The organism is Chitinophaga lutea (genome assembly GCF_003813775.1).
Lineage (GTDB): Bacteria > Bacteroidota > Bacteroidia > Chitinophagales > Chitinophagaceae > Chitinophaga > Chitinophaga lutea.
In genome coordinates, this window is the sequence record NZ_RPDH01000003.1 from 231748 (window position 1) to 252814 (window position 21067).

24 protein-coding genes are annotated in these 21067 nt (G+C 49.1%); 19 read left to right on the plus strand and 5 right to left on the minus strand.

Annotated features, from left to right (window positions below; all coding sequences use genetic code 11):
* Positions 1-113: 113 nt before the first annotated feature.
* The 5 genes from EGT74_RS23945 to EGT74_RS23965 form a co-directional block, all read right to left on the minus strand.
* Positions 114-1898 (minus strand): DUF4091 domain-containing protein, encoded by a 1785-nt coding sequence (locus tag EGT74_RS23945; protein ID WP_123849150.1) that lies wholly within the window; start codon positions 1896-1898, stop codon positions 114-116.
* Positions 1899-2253: 355 nt separating this feature from the next.
* Positions 2254-3402, minus strand: a complete 1149-nt coding sequence (locus EGT74_RS23950; RefSeq protein WP_123849151.1) for a glycoside hydrolase family 43 protein — start codon at positions 3400-3402, stop codon at positions 2254-2256.
* 114 nt (positions 3403-3516) lie between these two features.
* Entirely contained in the window at positions 3517-6294 is a 2778-nt protein-coding gene (locus EGT74_RS23955; protein ID WP_158618285.1) for a TonB-dependent receptor, read from the minus strand.
* A gap of 429 nt (positions 6295-6723) precedes the next feature.
* A complete protein-coding gene (locus tag EGT74_RS23960; RefSeq protein WP_123849153.1) occupies positions 6724-7338 on the minus strand; it encodes a hypothetical protein in 615 nt (204 codons plus the stop codon).
* 201 nt (positions 7339-7539) lie between these two features.
* Positions 7540-7938, minus strand: a complete 399-nt coding sequence (locus tag EGT74_RS23965) for a hypothetical protein (protein WP_123849154.1) — start codon at positions 7936-7938, stop codon at positions 7540-7542.
* 121 nt (positions 7939-8059) lie between these two features.
* Here EGT74_RS23965 and EGT74_RS23970 point away from each other — a divergent pair, with 121 nt between their 5' ends.
* The 19 genes from EGT74_RS23970 to EGT74_RS24050 all read left to right on the plus strand — a co-directional run bounded on the left by EGT74_RS23970 (position 8060) and on the right by EGT74_RS24050 (position 20949).
* Positions 8060-8347: a hypothetical protein gene (locus EGT74_RS23970; protein ID WP_123849155.1), complete on the plus strand. Its 288-nt coding sequence runs from the start codon at positions 8060-8062 to the stop codon at positions 8345-8347.
* 194 nt (positions 8348-8541) lie between these two features.
* Positions 8542-8829: a hypothetical protein gene (locus EGT74_RS23975; protein ID WP_123849156.1), complete on the plus strand. Its 288-nt coding sequence runs from the start codon at positions 8542-8544 to the stop codon at positions 8827-8829.
* Between the two features lie 75 nt (positions 8830-8904).
* Positions 8905-9048, plus strand: coding sequence for a hypothetical protein (locus EGT74_RS26980; RefSeq protein WP_158618286.1), 144 nt, complete (start codon positions 8905-8907; stop codon positions 9046-9048).
* Positions 9049-9051: 3 nt separating this feature from the next.
* On the plus strand, positions 9052-9204 hold the full coding sequence (locus tag EGT74_RS27110; RefSeq protein WP_220392961.1) for a hypothetical protein: 153 nt from the start codon (positions 9052-9054) through the stop codon (positions 9202-9204).
* A gap of 952 nt (positions 9205-10156) precedes the next feature.
* A complete protein-coding gene (locus EGT74_RS23980; protein WP_123849157.1) occupies positions 10157-12202 on the plus strand; it encodes an AAA family ATPase in 2046 nt (681 codons plus the stop codon).
* Between the two features lie 12 nt (positions 12203-12214).
* Positions 12215-13021 (plus strand): recombinase RecT, encoded by an 807-nt coding sequence (locus tag EGT74_RS23985; RefSeq protein WP_123849158.1) that lies wholly within the window; start codon positions 12215-12217, stop codon positions 13019-13021.
* Positions 13021-13743: an MBL fold metallo-hydrolase gene (locus tag EGT74_RS23990; protein WP_123849159.1), complete on the plus strand. Its 723-nt coding sequence runs from the start codon at positions 13021-13023 to the stop codon at positions 13741-13743. Before EGT74_RS23985 ends, EGT74_RS23990 begins: the two co-directional genes overlap by 1 nt.
* On the plus strand, positions 13740-14150 hold the full coding sequence (locus EGT74_RS23995; RefSeq protein ID WP_123849160.1) for a hypothetical protein: 411 nt from the start codon (positions 13740-13742) through the stop codon (positions 14148-14150). Before EGT74_RS23990 ends, EGT74_RS23995 begins: the two co-directional genes overlap by 4 nt.
* A gap of 2 nt (positions 14151-14152) precedes the next feature.
* A complete protein-coding gene (locus EGT74_RS24000; RefSeq protein WP_123849161.1) occupies positions 14153-14392 on the plus strand; it encodes a hypothetical protein in 240 nt (79 codons plus the stop codon).
* 31 nt (positions 14393-14423) lie between these two features.
* Positions 14424-14774: a hypothetical protein gene (locus EGT74_RS24005; RefSeq protein ID WP_123849162.1), complete on the plus strand. Its 351-nt coding sequence runs from the start codon at positions 14424-14426 to the stop codon at positions 14772-14774.
* Positions 14775-14869: 95 nt separating this feature from the next.
* A complete protein-coding gene (locus EGT74_RS24010) occupies positions 14870-15382 on the plus strand; it encodes a hypothetical protein (RefSeq protein WP_123849163.1) in 513 nt (170 codons plus the stop codon).
* Positions 15383-15421: 39 nt separating this feature from the next.
* Entirely contained in the window at positions 15422-15694 is a 273-nt protein-coding gene (locus tag EGT74_RS24015) for a hypothetical protein (RefSeq protein WP_123849164.1), read from the plus strand.
* Positions 15695-15697: 3 nt separating this feature from the next.
* Positions 15698-17371, plus strand: coding sequence for a DEAD/DEAH box helicase (locus tag EGT74_RS24020; RefSeq protein ID WP_123849165.1), 1674 nt, complete (start codon positions 15698-15700; stop codon positions 17369-17371).
* The gene (locus tag EGT74_RS24025; RefSeq protein WP_123849166.1) at positions 17368-17562 is read left to right on the plus strand and encodes a hypothetical protein; all 195 of its coding nucleotides are present in this window, start codon (positions 17368-17370) and stop codon (positions 17560-17562) included. The genes EGT74_RS24020 and EGT74_RS24025 overlap by 4 nt, the downstream gene beginning before the upstream one ends.
* Before the next feature lie 20 nt (positions 17563-17582).
* Positions 17583-18434: a Lin1244/Lin1753 domain-containing protein gene (locus EGT74_RS24030; protein WP_123849167.1), complete on the plus strand. Its 852-nt coding sequence runs from the start codon at positions 17583-17585 to the stop codon at positions 18432-18434.
* Positions 18394-19884, plus strand: coding sequence for a replicative DNA helicase (gene dnaB / locus EGT74_RS24035; protein WP_158618287.1), 1491 nt, complete (start codon positions 18394-18396; stop codon positions 19882-19884). Before EGT74_RS24030 ends, dnaB begins: the two co-directional genes overlap by 41 nt.
* Positions 19885-19901: 17 nt before the next feature.
* Entirely contained in the window at positions 19902-20135 is a 234-nt protein-coding gene (locus tag EGT74_RS24040) for a helix-turn-helix domain-containing protein (protein ID WP_123849169.1), read from the plus strand.
* Positions 20132-20560, plus strand: a complete 429-nt coding sequence (locus EGT74_RS24045) for an endonuclease domain-containing protein (protein WP_220392962.1) — start codon at positions 20132-20134, stop codon at positions 20558-20560. Before EGT74_RS24040 ends, EGT74_RS24045 begins: the two co-directional genes overlap by 4 nt.
* Complete coding sequence (locus EGT74_RS24050) at positions 20557-20949, plus strand: hypothetical protein (protein ID WP_123849170.1); 393 nt, start codon at positions 20557-20559, stop codon at positions 20947-20949. Before EGT74_RS24045 ends, EGT74_RS24050 begins: the two co-directional genes overlap by 4 nt.
* Positions 20950-21067: the final 118 nt, after the last annotated feature.

Consider the following 21067-nt stretch of genomic DNA (forward strand, 5'->3'; position numbering starts at 1 on the left):
TGGAGCATCTTCTCCGTATTGTTGATACAGACGCCTGTTGCCATGTTCCGCGGCAAATAAAAAAGAAGGAGCGCATGGCTCCTTCTTTTTTATCGAAAATACGAAACGGTTGTTTAATTCTTCAGCGACGCTGAAATATCGTTCAACAGTTTTTTGGCTGCATTCAGATCGTCGTTCCAGCCATCGTGGCGTTTATTGTTGTTGAGTTTCGCAATGGCGGCATTCAGTGCGTTCAGTTGGGTTTTATCCTGCTTTTGCTCCAGCAGTTTCTTCAGTGCCCGTACTTTCTCGTAGTCCTGGATGCCTTCCAGCAGCCGCTCGTAACGGATGGAGCTACGCGCCTGCGGGTACACGATGTAGGTATCGCCTGCCGGCCATGTCCGGAAACGGGAGTCTACGAGCGGATTTTCCACCCAGGAATTGAATGCCCAGCGCAGCACGCCGTTGTAGCCGGCGGCTGTTGCATACCAGCCCATGTAGGCGGATTCCCCGGGGTCTGAAAAGGTAAACTGGTTGGGGAAATTGTTGCCGCAATACACATAAAATGTGGTGTTCAATCCTCTGGCGGTGCGGTCTGCCAGATCTTTCGAGTCGATAGGATGCTGCACGGCGGTACTTACATCACGGCTGTCAGGATAACGCTGGTAAGTTTTCTGGTTGTCGGCGTAGGATACGCTCAGCGCAGGCGATGCCTTTTCGATCAGCGCAAAAGCCAGTCCCATTTCTTCCTTGTTCCGCTCATCGAGGGCAATGTTGGTGATCTCCAGCCAGCCTTTCTGCCGGAGGTGGTTCACGAAGTCTTTCAGGAAGGGCTCCCACATGTCGTTGAACGCGGGCGTGCCGGGTTTGGCCACCACGTTCACGAATTTGCCGGTGGCGGCATCTTTGTAATGGATCTCGTTGTTCCAGGGCACGATGGAGTAACAGTTGATCATCTTCTTAATCCCCAGGCCCATCATGAAAGAAACCCATTTATCGAACACCTGGTAGTCGTACGACCATTTGCCGTCTTTTTCTTTCGTCCAGATGATCATGTCCTCGTAAGGATCCAACGTCTGCACGTGCCAGGGATCCTTATTGAGGGTGGCCGTGATCACTTTCTGGCCCAGTTTTGCCAGCATGCGCATTTGCGGCTCCATAGCCCTGAAATGCTCGTCGCTCCATACAGGTACCTTGTTGACGCGGGCAATGGCCGAAGGGTGCTGCCACTGGTCGAGATGGAATGTCCAGGCTGTCGGCTCCGGGAGGGTAAGATCGATCACGTCGAGGGTCAGGTCAAGTTCCTGTTTTTTGCCTTTCGGTGTGATGACCTGCACTTTCGCGGCATAAGTGCCTTTTTCGGCGGTGCGGGGTATGTCGACCGTTATCCAGACGGGACGTACCTTTTTCTTTTCAAGGTTGAAGGAAGAAAGGTCGTCGAGCAGGTCCGGCGATAACGACGCCGGGAAGTCGCCCGGCTTGCGCCAGCCGCATCCGGGCCCGTAGGTGTCTGTAATAATGTATCGTTCAAAACGGGCGTAGGCCACAGGGCCGAGTTTTTTGCCGTTGGAGGCGGTCGGTTCGGATACCAGCACTTTTACACCGGCAATGGAATCGGTGGTCCAGAGCAGGAGCTGTGCAGACAGGCGTTCTCCTTTCCATCCTTTCAGATGCACGGCCTTTTCGGTGGTAATACCGGGTGCTTCGGATTTGGCGAAACGTTTGTCGATCGAAACGAAGGAGGTGTGGAGACCGGGTTTTACCGGCAGCCAGCTTTTCCCGTCGGATGCCACGGGGTCCGGCGCCTCTGTAAAAGTCTGTCCTTTATCCCATTGCGGCTGCTGGGAAAAGGCGGCCGCGGAAATACTGGTGAATATGCCCAGGCAAATGAGTCGGTGAATCTGTCTTTTTGCAATCATGGATGTAAAAAATTGACCAGGTTATACGGTGATACAATGAGGTGAAGGGGGAAATTACAAAAAGTTTAAAATTATTTCGAAAACTTTCATTTGGTGGAGGTGTTCCCGGATAGGGGATACTGTTACCCGGTCGACCCTGGTTCCCACAGGCAAGCATTCTAAGGTTTCCCGTTCATTTTCAGGGCACGGGACAGCAATCCGGTTGTTGCGGGATAGAGATCGGGCACCTAAACCGGACTGTTGTGTTAAACGAAAGGCCCGCTCCGGAGGCAGGCCTTCGGTTTGATATCATTTAGAGGAAGTTTCGCTACCAGTTTATTCAAAGCGTGCCCGCCCCCGGAAACTTTTTGGGCCGTTATTTGCCGGCCGGTATGGCCTGCGGGGCGGTAGTGGGCCCTTCTACAACAAGCATCCCGTCTTTGAGTATCTTCATCCGGTCGATAAAAACCACCCGTTTTTCACCTGTAGACGACGTTCTGGCGTGATACACACAAAACATCTGTTTGCCATCCGGTGAATAAGTAATGCTGTTATGCCCTGTTCCGGTCACAACGCCTCCCTTTTCAACGTTTTTCTGCAAAACGGGATTATTGGCTGCTTTGGTGAACGGCCCCAGCGGGTTTTTTGAAGTCGCGTATCCAACCGCGTAGTTCTTCCCGCCGAAATAATTGGCGGAATACATCATATAGTAGGTATCTCCTTTTTTGAATGCAACGGACCCTTCCGTCCACCGGCGGTTGACTTCTTTGGACGTCACGGAGCGGCTTTCCCATTCAGCCTGCTTGTCGTCCATTTTTACAGGCGGGCGTAATAACATGACGGGTTCTCCCGCCACACCGCTGAAATCCGGTTTCAGCTCAACGCCATACACCCAGCTTTCCTCAATTATATCGAACCATCCCTTTTGTTTGGCCCAGGCGGCCACTTCGCTTTCTACGGGATGTTTATAGCAGCAACGGGAATAATAAAGGTAGACTTTGCCGTTTTTGTCAAAAAGGACGTTGGCATCAATGACCGGGTAGCCGGGATCAAAAACCGGCTTGTTGCTGATGTCGGTGAATGGCCCTGTGGGACGGTCCGCCACAGCCACTCCGATACGGAAGTTCTCGAGTTCCTTCGTGGGATTCTCTTTCCATTGTGCGCTGTAGAACATGTAAAACTTTCCTTTGTATGCGTACACTTCAGGCGCCCAGTACGCGCCGTGCCATGCGGCCGTGGAGTCGCTCCAGCCGTTTGGGTTGCCTGCATAATATACCTGGCCTTCGTCTTTCCAGTTTACGAGATCGCTCGAGGAATAAGCGGCAAATCCATTCCTGGCGATGCCGCCGGTCCCGTACATATAATATTTGTCGCCTTTCACATGCAGCACATACGGGTCGCCAAATTCCACCGGCAGGGGATTCTGGTAAGTGCGCCCGGTTGAGGATTGTGCAAACAAGCCGGTCGTGTGCAGGCATAATAGCAGGAGGGAAGCCCCGGTTAAAATCTTTACTGTCCGTTTCATCTTTTAATTTTTCTTAAGTGGAATATAGCGTTGGCTGATCGCTAATATAGCTGCGGGAAACTACATTTTAAAATTTACCGGTCGCCGGGAAGGCATTCACTGGCCGGCGACGGCTTAATCCGGCTCAACATAGAGGTGCTGGCCGCCGAATTTCGAGATGTTATAGCTTAACCCGATGGTCAACACCCTTCCCGCCTGGTTGCTACGCCTGTCTACAATCGAACTGCCTGAAATGTACCGGGTCAGGTTGTTTCGCTGGTTTAACAGATCGTTGGCGCTGACATTAAAGCTTAGCGACTGATCTTTCAGGAACTTTTTGCTGAAATTGGCATTAACGATGAAGGGGTTGGTATTGGCCATCGCATAACCGGTATTGAAGGTTTTTGCTGCATTGATACCCAGCAGGTAGGTCTTTTTGATCGTTCCCCTGGCAGAGAAAGACAAAACAAGTCTTTGAACGTTGTTGAATTGACCGGTAACTCCGTCGCCCCTGTTCATGGTGAGGCTGTAGTTCATTTTGGCGTCGAAGGTGAATTTGTTTACCCTGAGCATACTGCTCAGGTCGGCCAGGTAATTATGCGTGCGGAAAAAAGCCGTGCCGTTTACCTGTTGCAGTACATCAACGAGCGGATTCTGGTTCAGCACATTATTGTTGCCGTTGTAGTTGTAACCTAACTTTGCGTCGGTCGTCATTTTTTTAGATATAAGCATTCCCCTCAATTGCTGGGATACATCGATGCCTTTACTATGCCGCTTGTTATTATTGATGAAAACTACCTTGTTTGAAGTCCCGATTTTACCAGAATAGAAAATGGCATATTTGTTTTTTTTGACGGGTATATTTAACATGTAGTGGCTGCTGATTCCATAGTTTCCATTGGTGTTTTCGAATCGGGTTTCCTGCCTGTAGCTGTTTAAAGTATCCGGTATCAATACCATGTTTTTGACGATTTCGTTCCGGGTAGTATTGAAATGTAACCCGGCTTGCAGCGATACGCCTGTTTTGGGATTCGCAAAGTTGTAGTTCGATGTGATATTGTGGGAAAACGACGGTTTCAGGTTGGGGTTCCCGATCACGATGTCTTGTAAGTTCTCGGTGTTTCGAATGGGTTGCAGCTGGTTGATTGTCGGATTGATATTGCTGCCATTGTAGTCGAACGAAATGGTTTTGCCTTCCGCGATGGTCCTGTTCAGGTTAATGCTGGGCGAATAGTTGAAGGTGCTGTTCCTGATTTTTTGGCCCAGATGAACGTGGTAGTTGCTCAACATGGATGGATTGGCGTTAATGCCCATATTGTAGCGCATCCGCCTGCCGGAATACCCATAACTTAAGCCGAGGCCCTGGTTAATGAGCACAGAGGTGTAGTCTGTACTTAAGGAGTCGACAAAAGCGGGTTTGCTGCTCTGCTGATCGATGACATACGTCTGTACCGAGCTGGTGCTTTTGCCGGCAGACAGGCCATAGGTTAAGTTTAAACTTTGCCTGGCCAGGGTATCCTTAGGTTTTTTCAGGCCCAGGCTGTAGTTGACCCTGAAATGGAACCGCTGGCTGTTATTATCGGTAATGAGGTTCCTGTTTAGCAGGGAATCCTTCACCAAAAGCTCCGTTGTTTTATCATAATACCGCATGTGGGTGCTGATATATTGATCGGCATGGTTGGAAGAATTGGTGATGCCGAATTCCGTCGAAAGGTTACTTTTCTTGTCTTTTAATATCTTCGAAAAAATCAGCCGGGCATTGATCGAAGGCGATTTTACAGTAGAACCGTTGATATTGTCAATGTCCTGTTTGATCACTCCCCATTGGTTGTTCGACGAAGTGTTGTTGTTTTCGCCATCAGTGTAAGAAACATTTACATTGCCTTCGACAAAAACTTTTTTGTTCTTGTAGTTGATACCGGTATTGAGGCTATGGTTGTTGTTCTGGTTTTCACCATCGCTAACGGTCTTATTATAGAAAGTGCCCAATGGGTTCAGGGTTTCAATGCGCTGTTCGCTGGTGTAGGCGTTTCCGTTACGTTGATGATTATAGTGAACGTTGTAGCGCATGTTTTTATTTATCTCCTGGCCATGCGATGCATTGACGCTCATTGATTGTGCTGTTCCGGCCCCGTTGTCTGAAGTATTGTAGTGAAAGCCGCCGCTGCTTTGCCTGGTGTCTTTCCATAGGTTGACGTTTCCGCTGCCTCCAAACATATCGTTGGTTCCGCCGTTTACCACTATGCCTCCAAAGGCGGCATGGTTCATGTCCGGCTTGGTTACAATGTTCAGCATTTTAATGGGCTCGCCCGTCTTTATTCCTGTAAAATTGGCCAGGTCGCCAAAATCATCGATAACCTGGATCTTTGATACAATGGCGGCAGGCAGCTTGTCGATAAAATCCTTGACATTACTGGTAAAGAAGTCTTTCCCGTTTACACGTAGTTTGACCATCTCCCTGCCCATTGTTGTAACGTTGTAGTCGCCATCCACTTCAAGGCCTGGCAGCTGTTTCAGCAGGTCTGCCACATTATCGCCCTCCAGCACCTGGTAGGCTGCGGCATTGTACTCGATCGTATCCTGCACAACCCGTACGGGAACAGGTTTGGCCTTTATGACCACTTCCCTGAGCATGTGTACGTCGGGTTTCAGTTGTATGGTCCCGAGCGCCAGTACATTTTTCCGGTCGAAGGTATAATTGCCTTTAAAGGCTTCATGCCCGGCAGCGCTGATTTTTAATGAAAATGATGTGGATTTTATTGTTGTGAAAGTGAAGTGCCCTTTTTCATTGGTGGTGGTGCTCAGGGTGTCTTTATCGGCCACCAGCAACACATGGGCGTGTTGAATGGCATTTTGGGCGCTATCGACCACCTGGCCGTTAATGCGGTTACTGTTTTGTGCGTATCCGCGCAAGCAGCACAAAAATAAGAGGATGGATAGGAAGAGGGAAAAATGTTTTTCCAAGGTATTTAAAGGGTTACAATGCTAATTTATTTTTTAAAAGCGGTCTTTTTAAGTGTTCCCGTAAATTTTAACAAATCTTTCCAGGTTTGAAATAAACGGTGGGTGGTGTGTTTTGTCAGAATCAGGTTCAAACCGATGTGAAAGTTTATCATGATCGTTGGCGCCGGGGTAGTACTCGCCAAAATAGCAAAACCCGCTCTAGGAGCGGGTTTTGCCTGGAGTGCCCAGAACTGGATTCGGCACACCCGCTTTCTGAAAAAAGTTATTATTCATTTTCAATTACTTATGCACTTAATTGGCTACTCGAAACCGTATTTTTTGGCGATCTTTGGCCCCGATGTGGCCCCAAATTGATACTGTAAACTGCCTGTGTTATTGCTACTTCATAAAGCACTCGTCAATGAAGAAGAATAATTCCTGATTGGCAGCCGTAAATGATTTGTCAAGAATTTTTTTTGCTGATTTGAATCCGAATGATTCGCCGGTACTCTCTGTCTTGCTGATGTCTTTTGTCTTCTTGAGATCTGTCCCGTTTCTCTTGTCGTATACTTTTAACGAATAAGCAGTAATGGCATTCCAGGAACTGCTAGGGAAAACTCCGTAGGAAAAATTTCCTCCAAATGTCCCAAAGCCAGTTGTGATATCGGTTCCGTAAGCCGCATGGTAGCCCACAATTCCAACCTTTATGGTAATCCGGTCTGGCGCAGCATCAAGGGGGTATTTCTCGCTCGTTAAAATATTGAACACAGCTTGTGGATACGTCTGCGAAATTGCTCGCTGCAGATTTTTGGCTAGCTGTCCTTCCTCACATCCGTTCCTTTTCAGAGCTTCGAGGTTCCTGCCATCGAATATTACAACGTCGATGGTATCACCCTGTAGAAAGCCAATCCGAGGTTTTGTTCTTATTTCATCAGCGCACCACGCATACGTTTTCTGAGCACTGGAAACTGAGAAGGTGAGTAAAAATGCCATGAGCAGTGTGAGATATTTCATAGTGTTGAATTTGGAGTTTACATAAATTGCGCTGCGCACTGTAACTGCGCAATGATTTTTATTTGTTAACTGTGGACAATCTAATCACTACGCAGAATACCTGCGCACTACGCAGTATATTTGCTAAATATTTTAGTATTGTGAATGTTCAACCTCGCAACTGTTTACTTATGAATAATTCTACGAATCACCAGGACACGCTTACTGCTGAGGAAGCCAGGAATCTAAACCTCCTAATATTCGACGCCCTCTTTTCTTTATGCCATCCTTCACGCTCTCAAACGTCTGGTGTGTCATCTCCGCTTTCCATTCCGCGTAGTCCTCAAGAATTGCCAGCATCAACGCAGTCTGAGGATTCAGTGGCGCCCCCGGCGGCGCAATAAGAATAGGCTTTCCGGCCAGCTGATCGCCAAACACATTTTTGAATTGATTAATGTGATCTTGGGTAACAGATCCACTTTTCCCATTCAAGGAGGAAAAGTAGTCTGGATTATACCCCAGTTTCTGCGCTATGTCGGCATTCCTCAATTTAACACCTCCCTCAGCCGCAACCTCCTTTAGCTTTTTTACTAATTCTTGGTACTCTTCTTTGAGATTCATCTAATAATGATTTCTAATTTTAATCAACTTCGAAAAATTAGAAAATCCAAGTATTTTACTTTGCTACTTAGAAAATCTAAGTTAGATTTGTATTGTCAATGCAAAACAACAGCTAAAGACGATGCAAAACAAGAGTAAAAATAAGGGAAATAAGGCATACGTAGAAACACGCAACCGGAAGCGCCGGCAGATCAAGCGGGCACTACGCGCCCAGCTGGCAATCAACGAAGGTGAATTTGAAAAAATCGCAGCACTCGCTGGCGTTCCGATCCATTCTGTATATAAGTCCCTGAACGAAAATCAGCCGTTGTTCATGCCGAGAGTGATCGATGCAGCCAAGGAGTATATCCGATCCCGAAACGAGTCAGAAGGTATTCCCCAACCTGAAATTGTTACGCGATGTATGTAGCCTATAGAAAAGGAGACGAACAAGAAGCAGTTCGGCGTAAGCCTCCTTCTCGAAAAGAAATGATTGCTCGATGGTCACTGGTGTTAGAGAGGAAATGGCGGGCTAGAGACAGGGCTGAAGCAATCAGAAAGAATATTGATCGCATTAATAAGCTGGGCGTCCCCGTACCCCCGAATCTTTAAAATCCACTTTATATGCAAAACGACATTTTATTCAACCTCATGGAGAATTCCGACTTCCAGGTAAAGTGCTACGGCGAATACATGGAGTTGTCTAAAAAAGCCGACAGGCTTGCTAATGAGTCTACCTGGAAAGTGTTCAAAGCAATCCATAGCGGGCATGCTGATTTTCTTCGCCAGACGGCGCAGGCACACCTGGATAAGCATCTCGAAATAGAAAACAAAATCCGCGTTCAAACTAATTCACAAATAATGGTGTCGGCTCACGGGCTGATTGACCTGCAAGATATTTTGGGGTTGTAACAAAATACAGGTTCCGCCGGTGTTGGTCTCGGCACCGGGTTCTCAAACTAAACATTAACACCTAAACTTTTTCAGATGCAACAGATCATAACTTTTATTCAGGAAGCGCCTGCAGCAGCGGCTTTCGTTGCTGTGTCGGTTGGCTCACTTACGTTCATAGGTATTCGCCTTTTCGGCGCCGGGTTGTTAAAGCATTTCATCAAATACGGTAAAAAGTAAACTATGAGGGCAACTATACTCCTTCTGATCGCATTCTTCTTTGTGACGGTCGCAATTGCGGTGATTCTGCAGGACTATGAGATCATAATCATCGGCCTGGTGATAGCGGTGGTGTCGGGCGTAGGCTGTCAGCTTTTAAAAGAGCCTGAGCAATGAATCGCCGTCATACTGCGCGCCTGGAAGTATGCGGCGCCGTGTTCACCATATTACTGGTATTGCTGGCAATATGGTGTATATCGAACAGTTAATGTGCATTCTTGCGTCGGGCAGTATCTACTGCCTGAATCAATCAAAAGTTCTTTGAATCAAAATATTGCGATGTCTGGCAGATGGCCGCCCTCCGCGCCATGTCGGTAAAGAAAGATAAAGCTGGTCTACAGGCATCGCATACCTCGTTTTTCATAACGTGGAATTTATAGAAAGCCAACCGGCCATGTCTATGGCTGGTGTTTACTAAAGATCCTTCGGTTGTAGGTGACGTGCCAGTCAGGAACCTTCTCACCGGGCGGAGAGTGTGCCGCACCTGGGGGCGGTAAGCAGAGGTTTTTGAATGTTTCCCTCTGTTTGGCCTGGGGTTCGATTCCCCAGCCTCCACAACGCACCAATGAGGAAAGATCGGCTGTATGAGTACCCTGGTTTAATCTGGGTTGCACAAAGATAGACGCTTGACATCCTGGACAGAGCATAGTGATACCGACAGGACGGGACGCGATTCGTGGGCCCTGCCAATGGGCGGGGATAGCAAAGCGGTCGAAGCACATGGCGCTGGACTGTAAATCCAGCACTGCACCAGGAGAGAAAGTACAGCCTGACCAGCCCGGGAAAGTAGCGGGCTCTTTTTGAGTCATTTATTTTTTCACCATAAAACAAAACACATGTACGTGCAAAATGATCCGCCTGAACAGGCGCAGCAGGAACAGGAAGCAAACGCAACTACTGAAGTTCCGGCAGAAAATTCAAATGAAAAAACTGTGACCGAACCGGCGCAGTAAAGTAACAAGTTCTCGAATGGGTAAGAAGGCCCGCGACAGGGCGGGCCTTCATTTCACCAAAAAGGGCCGGCAAGAGTACCGACCCATCAGGCTAAAAAGTAAATAATCACGAATTTATGAAAAGAATTTCTTTACAAACACTCACGCTCCGAAATTTTAAAGGAGTGCTGGAACTGGCAGTCAACTTTTCGGACACTACTAAAATCATGGGCGCCAACGAAACCGGGAAGTCTACAATACTCGCAGCCTTCTACTGGCTGCTCACCGGTAAAGACGAGTTCGACCGCAAGGACTTTGAGATCAAAAACACCCACCGAAAAGAACTCAATTCTCAATCACATGAAGTAGAGGCAGTGTTTCTGGTCGGTGACCGGAAGGTAAAACTGAAACGGGCTTACCTGGAGGACTGGCAGAAACCCAAAGGCCAATCTCAAAAGGTTTTCAAGGGCCACCACACAGACTATTACATAAACGACGTGCCTTGCTCGGCGACTGAGTATCAATCGAAGGTGGATGAAATGATTCCGGGCTCCCTTATCAAGCTGGTAACCAATCCCATGTTCTTCAACTCCATGAAATGGGACGACCAGCGCCGCGGGCTGATCGGGATAGCCGGCGAAATATCCGAGGCTGACATTTTCACTCAAATCACTACCCCGGAAAATAACTTTTCTCACCTCAAAGAAGTAGTCGCCAGCGGAAGGTATAAGAACCTGGATGAGTACAAGAAGGAGCTCGCGGCTAAACGCTTGCTGCTGAAAAAGGCTGCTGAAGAATATGCACCGCGCATAGACGAGGCAAAACGTAACAGGCCGGAACCACTTAACTGGAAGGTTATCGAAAAGCAGATCGCCTATACACGCGGTAAGATCGCAGAAATTGACGAGCAGATTGCCGATGCTTCAAAGGCCCAGCTGGAAAAACAGAAAGGCATTACCGAATTGCGTAACCAGGTCTTTGGAAAAGATGTAAACCTCTCCGAAATCCGCAATCGAATCAGAACAGGGCTCGTCGAAAAGCAGTCTGATGGCGCCGGCGAGATGGCTTCGCTGGAGAAGCACATAAAAGCTATTGGCGAGGACATCAACCGGGCAGTAGAAGATATCAAACGCCGCGAGCAGGCTATCGAGAATTGCCAGAAGGAGGTGGAGCGCCTTGATCAGCTGATTGAGGCCAACAGGGCGAACTGGTCAGCGATTAATGCCGAAAAGTTCCAATTCGACGAAGCCTCTTGTACGTGCCCAACCTGTAAGCAGCAGCTGCCGGAGGGACAGGTAGAAAAAACGAAAGCCGACCTGCTGAAAAATTTTAATGATGATGTAGCCACCCGCAAAGCCAACGAGGTGAGGAAGTCCGAGCAGAGCAAGGCTGAAAGGGCCCGTCAGATGGATGCTGTTATTGCCCTTCAGAGCTCAATTGCAGAACTCCAGGCAACCATCGATGCCGATAATGCCCGGCTTCCTTACCTGCAGCAGAAGCTGGAACATCTTCAGAAGGAGAATAAAGCCAAGTCTATCCCTGACATTGACGCAGCAGTTGAAGTCCTGCTGAGTAAAAATGGTGATGCCTTGAACCTGCAGGACGAGATTATAGAGCTCAGAACGCAGATTGAGATTGCCACCGCAGCGTTGGGTCAGCCAATGACTTTCGAGGTTGAAAAGATTGAAAAAGTTAGACTTACGAAAGAGCTTGAAGCGCTTCAGAAGGATTTAGCCATCCGGGAAACCATCGAAAAGGCCGATGCCCGCATTGCCCAGCTTGAGCAGGAGGAAAGCGCGAATGCGCAAGAGATCGCCAGCATTGAGCAGCAGCAGTTTGAGGTTGAGGCCTACACAAGGGCCAAAATGGATATTCTGGAACAGAGAGTGAACAGGATGTTCCGTTACGTGTCATTCCGGTTGTTTGAAACCCAGGTGAACGGAGGCATTGCAGAAACCTGCGTTTGTGAGTACAAAGGCGTACCATACCCTACGTTGAACACCGCCGCCAAGATGCTGGCCGGGCTGGATGTACTCGAAACCTTCTCAAAGCACTACCAGATACTCGCCCCCGTATTCTGCGATAATCGGGAATCGGTGAGCTTCATCCCTGAGTGCAGTTCTCAGTTGATCAGCCTTTTTGTTTCACCCGCCGACACCACACTCCGGGTGGAAGCAGCCTAAAATATCTGTGAAATGTCAAATGTTAATGCTCCGGCAGCGCCGGTAAAATCAAAGATTGAAGTCCTGAAGGATATCATGAATGCGCCCAGCGTTCAGGAGCAATTCCAGAATGCCTTGCGGGAGAACAGCGGTGTGTTCGTTGCATCAGTGATTGACCTGTTCAATTCGGATACATATCTGCAAAACTGCGAACCAAAGCAGGTTGTTATGGAATGCCTGAAAGCAGCAACGCTGAAGCTTCCCATAAATAAAAATCTTGGCTTTGCATACGTTGTTCCTTATAAATCGAACGGGAAACAGATTCCCCAATTCCAAATCGGGTACAAGGGATATATCCAATTGGCTATGCGAACCGGACAGTATCGGATCATAAATGCCGACAAGGTATATGAAGGCGAATATCGAACGAAGAACAAACTGACCGGTGAATTCGACCTCAGTGGTACAGCAACAAGCGAGACGGTAGTAGGCTATTTTGCTCATATCGAAATGCTGAATGGTTTTGCCAAAACCCTCTATATGACGAAAGAAAAGGTTGCGGCGCATGCAAAGAAATACAGCAAATCCTTCGGTAAGGAAACATCTCCCTGGCATACTGAATTCGATGCTATGGCGCTTAAAACAGTGCTCCGCAACCTGCTATCTCACTATGGGTACCTGTCGGTTGAGATGATGGGGGCTATGAATGCAGATATCGAGTCCGACCAGGTAGGGTCTGAAGTGAGCCAGACCATCAACGATAAGGCAAACAAACAGGAAATGACATTCGATGACGCCGAAGTTGTAGATGATGACGAAAAAGAACAAAATCCCATCTGATGCAGCTACACGTCATAGGAAGCAATAGTTCTGGAAATGCCTACATTCTTCAGGGAGAAAAGGACACCCTACTCATTGAGTGCGGTGTCCACTTCCGGAAGATCAAGGAAGCCTTGGGATTTAATGTGCGGGGAGTAAACTGTATTGTTTCGCACTCCCACGGTGACCACGCCAAATCCCTCAAGGATGTGATGAATGCAGGCATACCGGTATACGCTGGCCTAGAAACCTTCAAAGCTGCTGGTGTAGATAAGCACCATAGGGCTGTTCCAGTTCGGCCTGGCGTGTCGTACCAGATAGGTGGATTCAAGGTAAAACCATTCTCAGTAAACCACGATGTGCCATGCTTCGGTTTCCTAATTCAGCATGCAGAGTGTGGGCTGGCATTGTTCCTGACTGACACATACTTCTGTGATTATACGTTTCCCGGCCTTAATAACATCATTGTTGAGTGCAACCATGCTCTGGATATCATCGACTCGAACGGTACGCCGGGATTCCTCCGTGATCGTATTATTCAGTCACACATGAACCTGGAAACCTGCAAGGGCCTGCTGGCTGCCAATGACCTGACCAGCGTCAATAATATTGTCCTGATTCACCTCAGCGACAGCAACAGCGATGAACGGAGGTTCCAAAGGGAGGTACAGGAGCTCACAGGAAAAGATATACACATAGCTACTGCCGGCCTTTCAATTCCATTCAACAAAACAGCGATATGATGTCCGAACGTCTTTGCCATATTGAAAACGGAAAGATTAGGAATCCGGCTGATATCCGGAAACAATTTGAGGGTCTGAATGATGGCACCTATCTCGTGAAGGTATCGCCTCGTAAAGTTCGCAGCCTGAAGCAGAATGCATTCTACTGGGGAGTGGTCTGTGATATGGTGAAGGACGGACTAAGGTATGCTGGTTTTGCGGAGGTATCAACGTCGGAAGATGCGCATGACGTCATGAAAGGGCTATTCCTGAAAAAGAACATCATCAATTTTCAAACCGGCGAGGCTCTTGAGGGGACAAAGAGCACCACAGAACTAACGACTGCTGAGTTCAGCATTTACATCGAACAAATTCAACAGTGGGCCGCTGAATATCTGGGTATCAGCATCCCATCGCCAAACGAATAACCATGGAACAAAAATTCTCATACCGTGATAGCAAAGGGGTAACCCACAGGCGCCTGATCACTGGCGAAGAGTATCAGCACGGCCGGCGTATCTACCTGATGGAAGACCCGGACACTAAGGAACAGTATACAGGAATTGCCGATGAAATAGATCAGCAATTTCTGCCAAGGAAAGGGCAAATCCTTGTTCGGCCAAAAAAGGGTTTCCAAGGCGTTAACAAGCGCCGCGCTGGTGGCCGATAGCCTGCGCAATAAATTGTAATTCGGGGATACAATGAAAAAACGGAAAGAAAAAAAGTATTCGGGGTTCAAGATCCAGAAAAAAGATGCTGAGGGGAAAGTTATTGAAACCTACGAAAGCACTCTGGTGGCTATGCGGAACGAGAGAGTGTCGCATAAAGTCCTGATAGAGTGTATCAAAACAGGGGCTCCACACAAAGGCTTTACGTTTTCTTACGGAGATAAAGGGGATTTCAAAAAACGTGTTCCAAAGGGAGAAGCTCAGGAGCCGTCAGAAGAATTGTTTGATGTTGACAGATTCGGCGAGCATTATAACTGCGGCCGTTGGGAAGAGAATTCCTCGATACAGCCTTTAAAGTTTAAATCTAAGCTATATGGACTTTGAACGCTTTAAATGAAATTCTTTCGGCAGTTGAATTTGCCGCGTCGCTCTGTCTATGAGCGAGGTGAACCATTACAAATTCTAAACCACATATCACAATGGAGAAAATTAAGATTAAAAAAGTTGCGCTTGTAACTGGAGGCGCCCTGAAAGTTGAGTATACCATCCGGGAGAAAGACGGCACCTACTCTGGCGTCACTAAAGATTGCGGTGCGCCGGCGCACGATGACCTGATCGACGCATTCCGCCGGATGGACATCCACCTAGCCATCATCAGCGAATACCTGCCGGCCGACCAGGTGGATGACATCGAGAGTGCCGACTTGGATATGATCAGAGAACTGTTCCGCGTAAAGCAGGTATCCATCAGTGGCGACGATGAGGGCGTGAGCATCGCCGGTAGCCGGAAGTTATCAAAAGGTAGCCTTTCCCTGGCATCTCCGACCATCAAGTGGGGTGACAAAAAGCCTTACTTATTCGAAGGCGACCTGGCTGAAGCAGTAGAGCAGCTGAAGAGCGAAACCCTGCTGTACCTGGACGGCAAGAAGGCACCGGACGCCCAGACGGCCATTGACTTTCCCGATGAAGTCGCAACTGAGGAAGCAATTTAACCACCGGCTGGGGAGCTGTTCCCGGCCAAACATTCCCAAATGAGAGGAAACAACACCATCATCACCGACATCCTGCTGGAACTCCGCGCCGCCAAGCGGAAACAGCCAACCTGGCCTGATCACATCGTTGCGCGGGCCGCAATGGTGGCCGAAGAGGCTGGGGAGTTACTCCGGGCATCGCTGCAGTATAAGTACGAGCCTTTGCTCTTCCTCGATAACGAGGGTATGCGCGCCGAGATGAGGAAGGAAGCCATTCAGACCGCAGCCATGTGTTTGCGGTTCATCGAAGCACTGGACAAAGACAAATTATAGACGATGCAGATTATAGACAAAGGTACTCATTACGAAATACCACGCCCCTCTCGCACGGTGCTGAACGACCTGATCAAGCACCATTTCCCGGCGAACGTACGCGTTTTCGATGCGGCTCGGAAAGTGTATGTCATCCAAAGTACTGAAGGCCCAAAAGTGACGGCTTTTGCGCAAAGGCGAGGCTTCAGCGTCGTGAAAAATGTTGCCCCGGCCATCGATTATACGAAGGTGGAAGTACCCCCAGCGGTTGAAAGCTATGGGCTGGACTTCGGGAAGTTGCTTAAACGTGACCTTTTCCCCTTTCAAACCGATGGTGTCTCTTTCTGGCTGAAGTACGCAGGAACACTCTGTGGGGATGACATGGGGCTGGGTAAAACAACACAGGCCATCGCCGCCACTATTGCCCGCCAGAAGTTGTACGGCGATGCTTTCCCGGCCCTGATCGTTTGTCCGGCGTCACTGAAGCTCAACTGGCAGGCAGAAATCAAGGTGAATACAGGGTTTGATTCAATAATTCTCACTGACACAGTAAAACGCACTTGGCCGAATTTCTGGCGGGTAATGAATGTCCCCTTCTTCATCGTGAACTACGAAAGCCTGAAATCCTTTTTTGTTCAGAAGATGCCGCCTGCTGGCCAATTACTGGTAAAGAACATCGTCTTTACTGAGCACTCGAAGCTGTTCAATACCATCATTTTCGATGAAGCGCACAAGTTGAAAGATATGAGTACCCAGCAGGCAAAATTCGGCGTAGGTCTGTCCTTTGGGCCCAAGTATCGCGGTTTGCTCACAGGCACACCGGTTGTAAACAATCCGAAAGACTTGGTACCGCTGCTGGCGATCATGGGGGTATTGAACAGCGTATTCGGCGGTGTGAAGGCATTCCAGGACCGATACTGCCCTGGTGGCAGGGGCGCCCAGAACCTGGCGGAACTCAGCTACATGCTGAAGAAACACGGTTTCTACCAGCGGTTCAAAAAAGAGGTTGCAAAAGACCTTCCTGATAAAACCAGGCAGGTGGTTACAATACCGATTACCAACAAAGAAGAGTATGCCCGCGCTGAAAACAGCCTTGTATCCTACCTATATGAGATGGGTAAGAGTTCCGAAGAAGTACAGCGCTCGATGAACGGAGAAGCCATGGTTCGCATCGGCGTGCTGAAGAAGTTATCCGCACAGGGAAAACTGAAGGCAGCCGTAGAGTGGATTGGTACCGTTCTCGAGTCTGGTCAGAAAATGGTCTTCTTCGCCCATCACAAGGAAATCGTACTGGCTATTAAACGGGAATTCCCTGGCTCCGTAACAATCACTGGCGATGACCCGGTGGAGCTGCGGCAAGCGAATAAAAACCGCTTCCAGGAAGATCCTGGATGTCAGCTGATCATTTGCACATACGCTGCTGGGGGCGTCGGGCATACGCTTACCGCCGCTTCCCACTGGGGGTGCATAGAAATGGGCTGGAATCCGAAGGACCAGGACCAAGCAGAGGACCGCTGCCACCGTATCGGTCAGAAAAATGCCGTTAACTGTGGCTACCTGATCGGTGAGGGCACCATTGATGAGGACATCTACAACCTGATTGACGAGAAACGTAAGATGATCAACCAGATACAAGGAGGTGGCCAGGACGTCGAGGTGTCGATTCTTAAAGACCTGATTAAACTGTTGACAAAATGATAACTGAAGAACGATTTCATCAGTTGGCGGAAGCCGTTCACATGATGCGTGACGCCCAGCGCCGGTACTTCAATGTTCACACCAGGGACCGGGAATCACTCGAAAACGCAAAAAAGTGTGAGCAGATCGTGGACCGGATGATCGAAGAATACCGAAAAAGGAACCCGCAGCAGCAGCTATTCGAACAGTAACAATCCAATTTTAGAAGGACATGGCGATGAAGAAAGACGCATATTATTTCCCACACTTTTCCAATGCCCGAAGCGACCGAAAAGTAAAAAGACTGATTAAAGACCTGTCATTTGAGGGGTACGGGATTTACTTCATGCTGCTGGAAGTATTGCGCGACCAGTCCGATTTCCGGTATCCGATTGCTGACCTGGACCTGTTGGCGGACGAGTTCGGCACCTCGGATGAGGTAATGCACAAAATAGTGCATCAGTATGAGCTGTTCGAAATCGACGAAGAAGGTATGTTCCACTCGCCAAAGCTGATAGAATACCTCCAGCCGTACTTGGATAAATCGGAGCGCGCGCGAAAGGCGGCGGACAAACGATGGAATTTATCCAAAAGCAATGCAAATGCATTGCCGGAGCAAAGCAAATCGAATGCCGGTCAGAATGCAAGTAAAGTAAAGAAAAGTAAAGTAAAAGAGAGTAAAGAAAGCAAAGTAAAGGAAGATTTGGATGCTTCGCATCCGCTGACGGATACGGCTGCCGCCGATCCTGCAATCACAAAGTTTCGTGAATGGGTAGGCAAAGAGGCACCACTGGTAAACAAAATGGAAGAGCCATTCACCGAAGAGCAAATCCTAAAGCTGCAAGAGGCTTACAGTGCTAAGATCGTGGCTGAAGTGCTATCCGCGATGCACAACAAGAAGGATTTGCTGAAAAAGTACCGGTCGGCCTACCTCACCGCCAATAACTGGTGCAAGCGACGACGGGAGCAGCCAAACATAGCAGGGAATCAACTTTTTACAGACTCAACGCAAGATGAAATCAATGAACGAATCGCGAAAATACATGAACAGGCAGCGCGCACGCGACACACGCCAGTCGATTGATATCGCCACGATGGTTTACGGGAAGGTGCCGCCGCAGAGCAAAGGCCTTGAGGAAATGGTGCTGGGCGCCTGTATGCTGGAGCCCGTTTTCACGATGGTTTCAGGAATTCTAACCGGCGAGGCGTTTTACCTCGAAGCGCATCAACATGTCTACGGCGCCATGGTTCAGCTGGCAGAAAAGGCATTGCCCATCGATATCATGACCGTAACGGAGCGGTTGAGGCAAAACGGGAACCTGGAGCTGGTCGGCGGCCCCTATGCACTCGTACAGCTCACGAACACCGTAGTATCATCCGCGAACGTCGAAGCGCATGCTCGTATCATCCTGCAGAAACACCTGCAGCGGGAATTAATCCGAGCCGCCGGTGAGATATTGAACGAAGCCTACGAGGATACCACGGACGTCTTCGACTTGCTGGAATCGGCAGAAATGAAGGTAATGCGGTTAAGTTCCCGCCTGCAGACAACCGGCTACAAGCACATTTCGACCCTGGCCACGCAGGCGATGAAGCAAATCGACGTGATCCGGAACCGGAAAACAAAACTCACGGGGGTACCGACCGGTTTCAGCCACCTTGATGAACACACCAACGGCTGGCAGCCCGGCGACCTGATAATACTGGCCGGCCGGCCAGGTAAGGGCAAAACACAGTTTGCGCTAAACCTGCTCATGCATGCAGCGCAATCTGAGGAAAAACCCACTCCTGCCGCCTACTTTTCGCTGGAAATGAGTGGAGAGCAGCTGACGCCGCGTATACTTTCCGCCAGCTCCCAGGTGCCGCTGGCCGCTATTACTCGCGGCACGATCAGCGACAAAGGCATTGACAACATCACCCGGCTATCATTACCGGGACTGTACACAGCCCCCATCTTCATTGATGACAGCCCAGGGCTGAACATACAGCAGCTAAAGGCAAAAGCACGACTACTTTATCAACGTGAAGGGGTACGGTTCATCATTGTAGACTACCTGCAGCTGATGAGCGGAAGCAGCACCAACAAAGGAAACCGGGAACAGGAGATCAGTGCTATTTCTAGGCAACTGAAAGTACTGGCCCTGGAGTTGAAAATACCGATTCTGGCCCTGTCGCAGCTGAGCCGCGACGTAGAGAAAAGGAAAGGAAAGCCACAGTTGAGCGACTTACGTGAATCCGGCGCCATCGAGCAGGATGCCGATATGGTACTATTCGTCTACCGGCCGGAAGAAGACGAAGTTAAGAACGACGCCCGACTGCGGAACACCGGCCAGGTACTTATCCGGAAGTATCGAAACGGCCAGCTGGGGGATATTGATTTCCGAGTGTACAATGAAATTCAAAGCTGGATGACCATCGATGACGGATATGATTATGAGGCTTCACTTACCGGCATGAAGCGAGTAAATATCGACCCAATTCCGACGCATACTCACATCAGCCTGGAAGATAAACCCGAGGACCTCCCGTTTTAAAATTCAAAATCAGAGAAATGACCATCAAACAACGATTCGCATCAAACCTGCTCTTCCTTCGGGAGAAATCAGAAATGACACAGCAGCACGTTGCCAAGAAGATAGGCATCGCATTGTCAAGGTACCAGCACTGGGAACGCGGCCGCGTGTTGCCGCAGAAATCGGAATATCTCCTGCAGCTATCAGACCTGTTCGGAGTAAAGGTAGATGACCTGCTGCGCCAACCACTCATAGAAGAACAACCAGCATGAAGTCACGTTTCACCATATCAGACCTGAAAGCCAGTAAGGCCGCGGACTTAAACCAGAATCTCCTGCAGGAACTGGAGGGCAAAAAGCCCGGAAAGAAAAAGCCGCTTCCACCCGGCGACTGCGAGCAAGTCCGGTGGATGTGGGGGCAGCTGGCGTGGTTTGCCATTACGGAGAATATAGATGTCGTTCGCGAGCACCGGTTTCATCAAGTCCGCCGCTGGCGATTCGACTTCGCGCTACCGGCCTACAAGATAGGAATCGAGTACGAGGGCCTGAACAGCGAAAAATCAGGACATACAACTCTTCTTGGGTACACGGGCGACGCGGAAAAATACAATGAGGCCCAGGCGCTCGGCTGGCGGGTGATCAGGTTCACCGTAAAAAACTACAAAACTGTTTTAACTGAACTTAAAAAGCATTTATGAAAATCGAAACAGTCAAAGCATTCTGCAGCTACATCACCATGTCCGTTTTCGGCGCCGCCTTTCAGCTTCGCATCGAGCGAGACTGTAAGGACACCATCAACGGGCGAATCTTCCTGCAGGTGACCTACGAGGCGCCGTGTACAAAAACCGGGGACATACAGACCTGGCACGGTCGCAAGTGGTACCTATCCGAACACATGACCTACGATGAGATCGTGAAAACCGCCTACGCGGCATTCGAGGCCGCGGTGAAGCACGAGGTCATGGAAGGATTCAAGTTCGACGGGAAGGTGGTATTTAACCCCCATGTGAACTATGAGGCGCTGCTGTCGATCACCGACAACGAGGTATCCAGGGCCGCGGCCGAATTATCCGGGGTTTTAATGTGATTGAAATGATCGACCGCGGACAGCAATTCAAGATAATAACCGGATATACACAGCGAGACGGAAAGGATTACCCGATTCAGCTGGACCTGGAAATCTGGAGCAAAGATGAAGGGTGCGC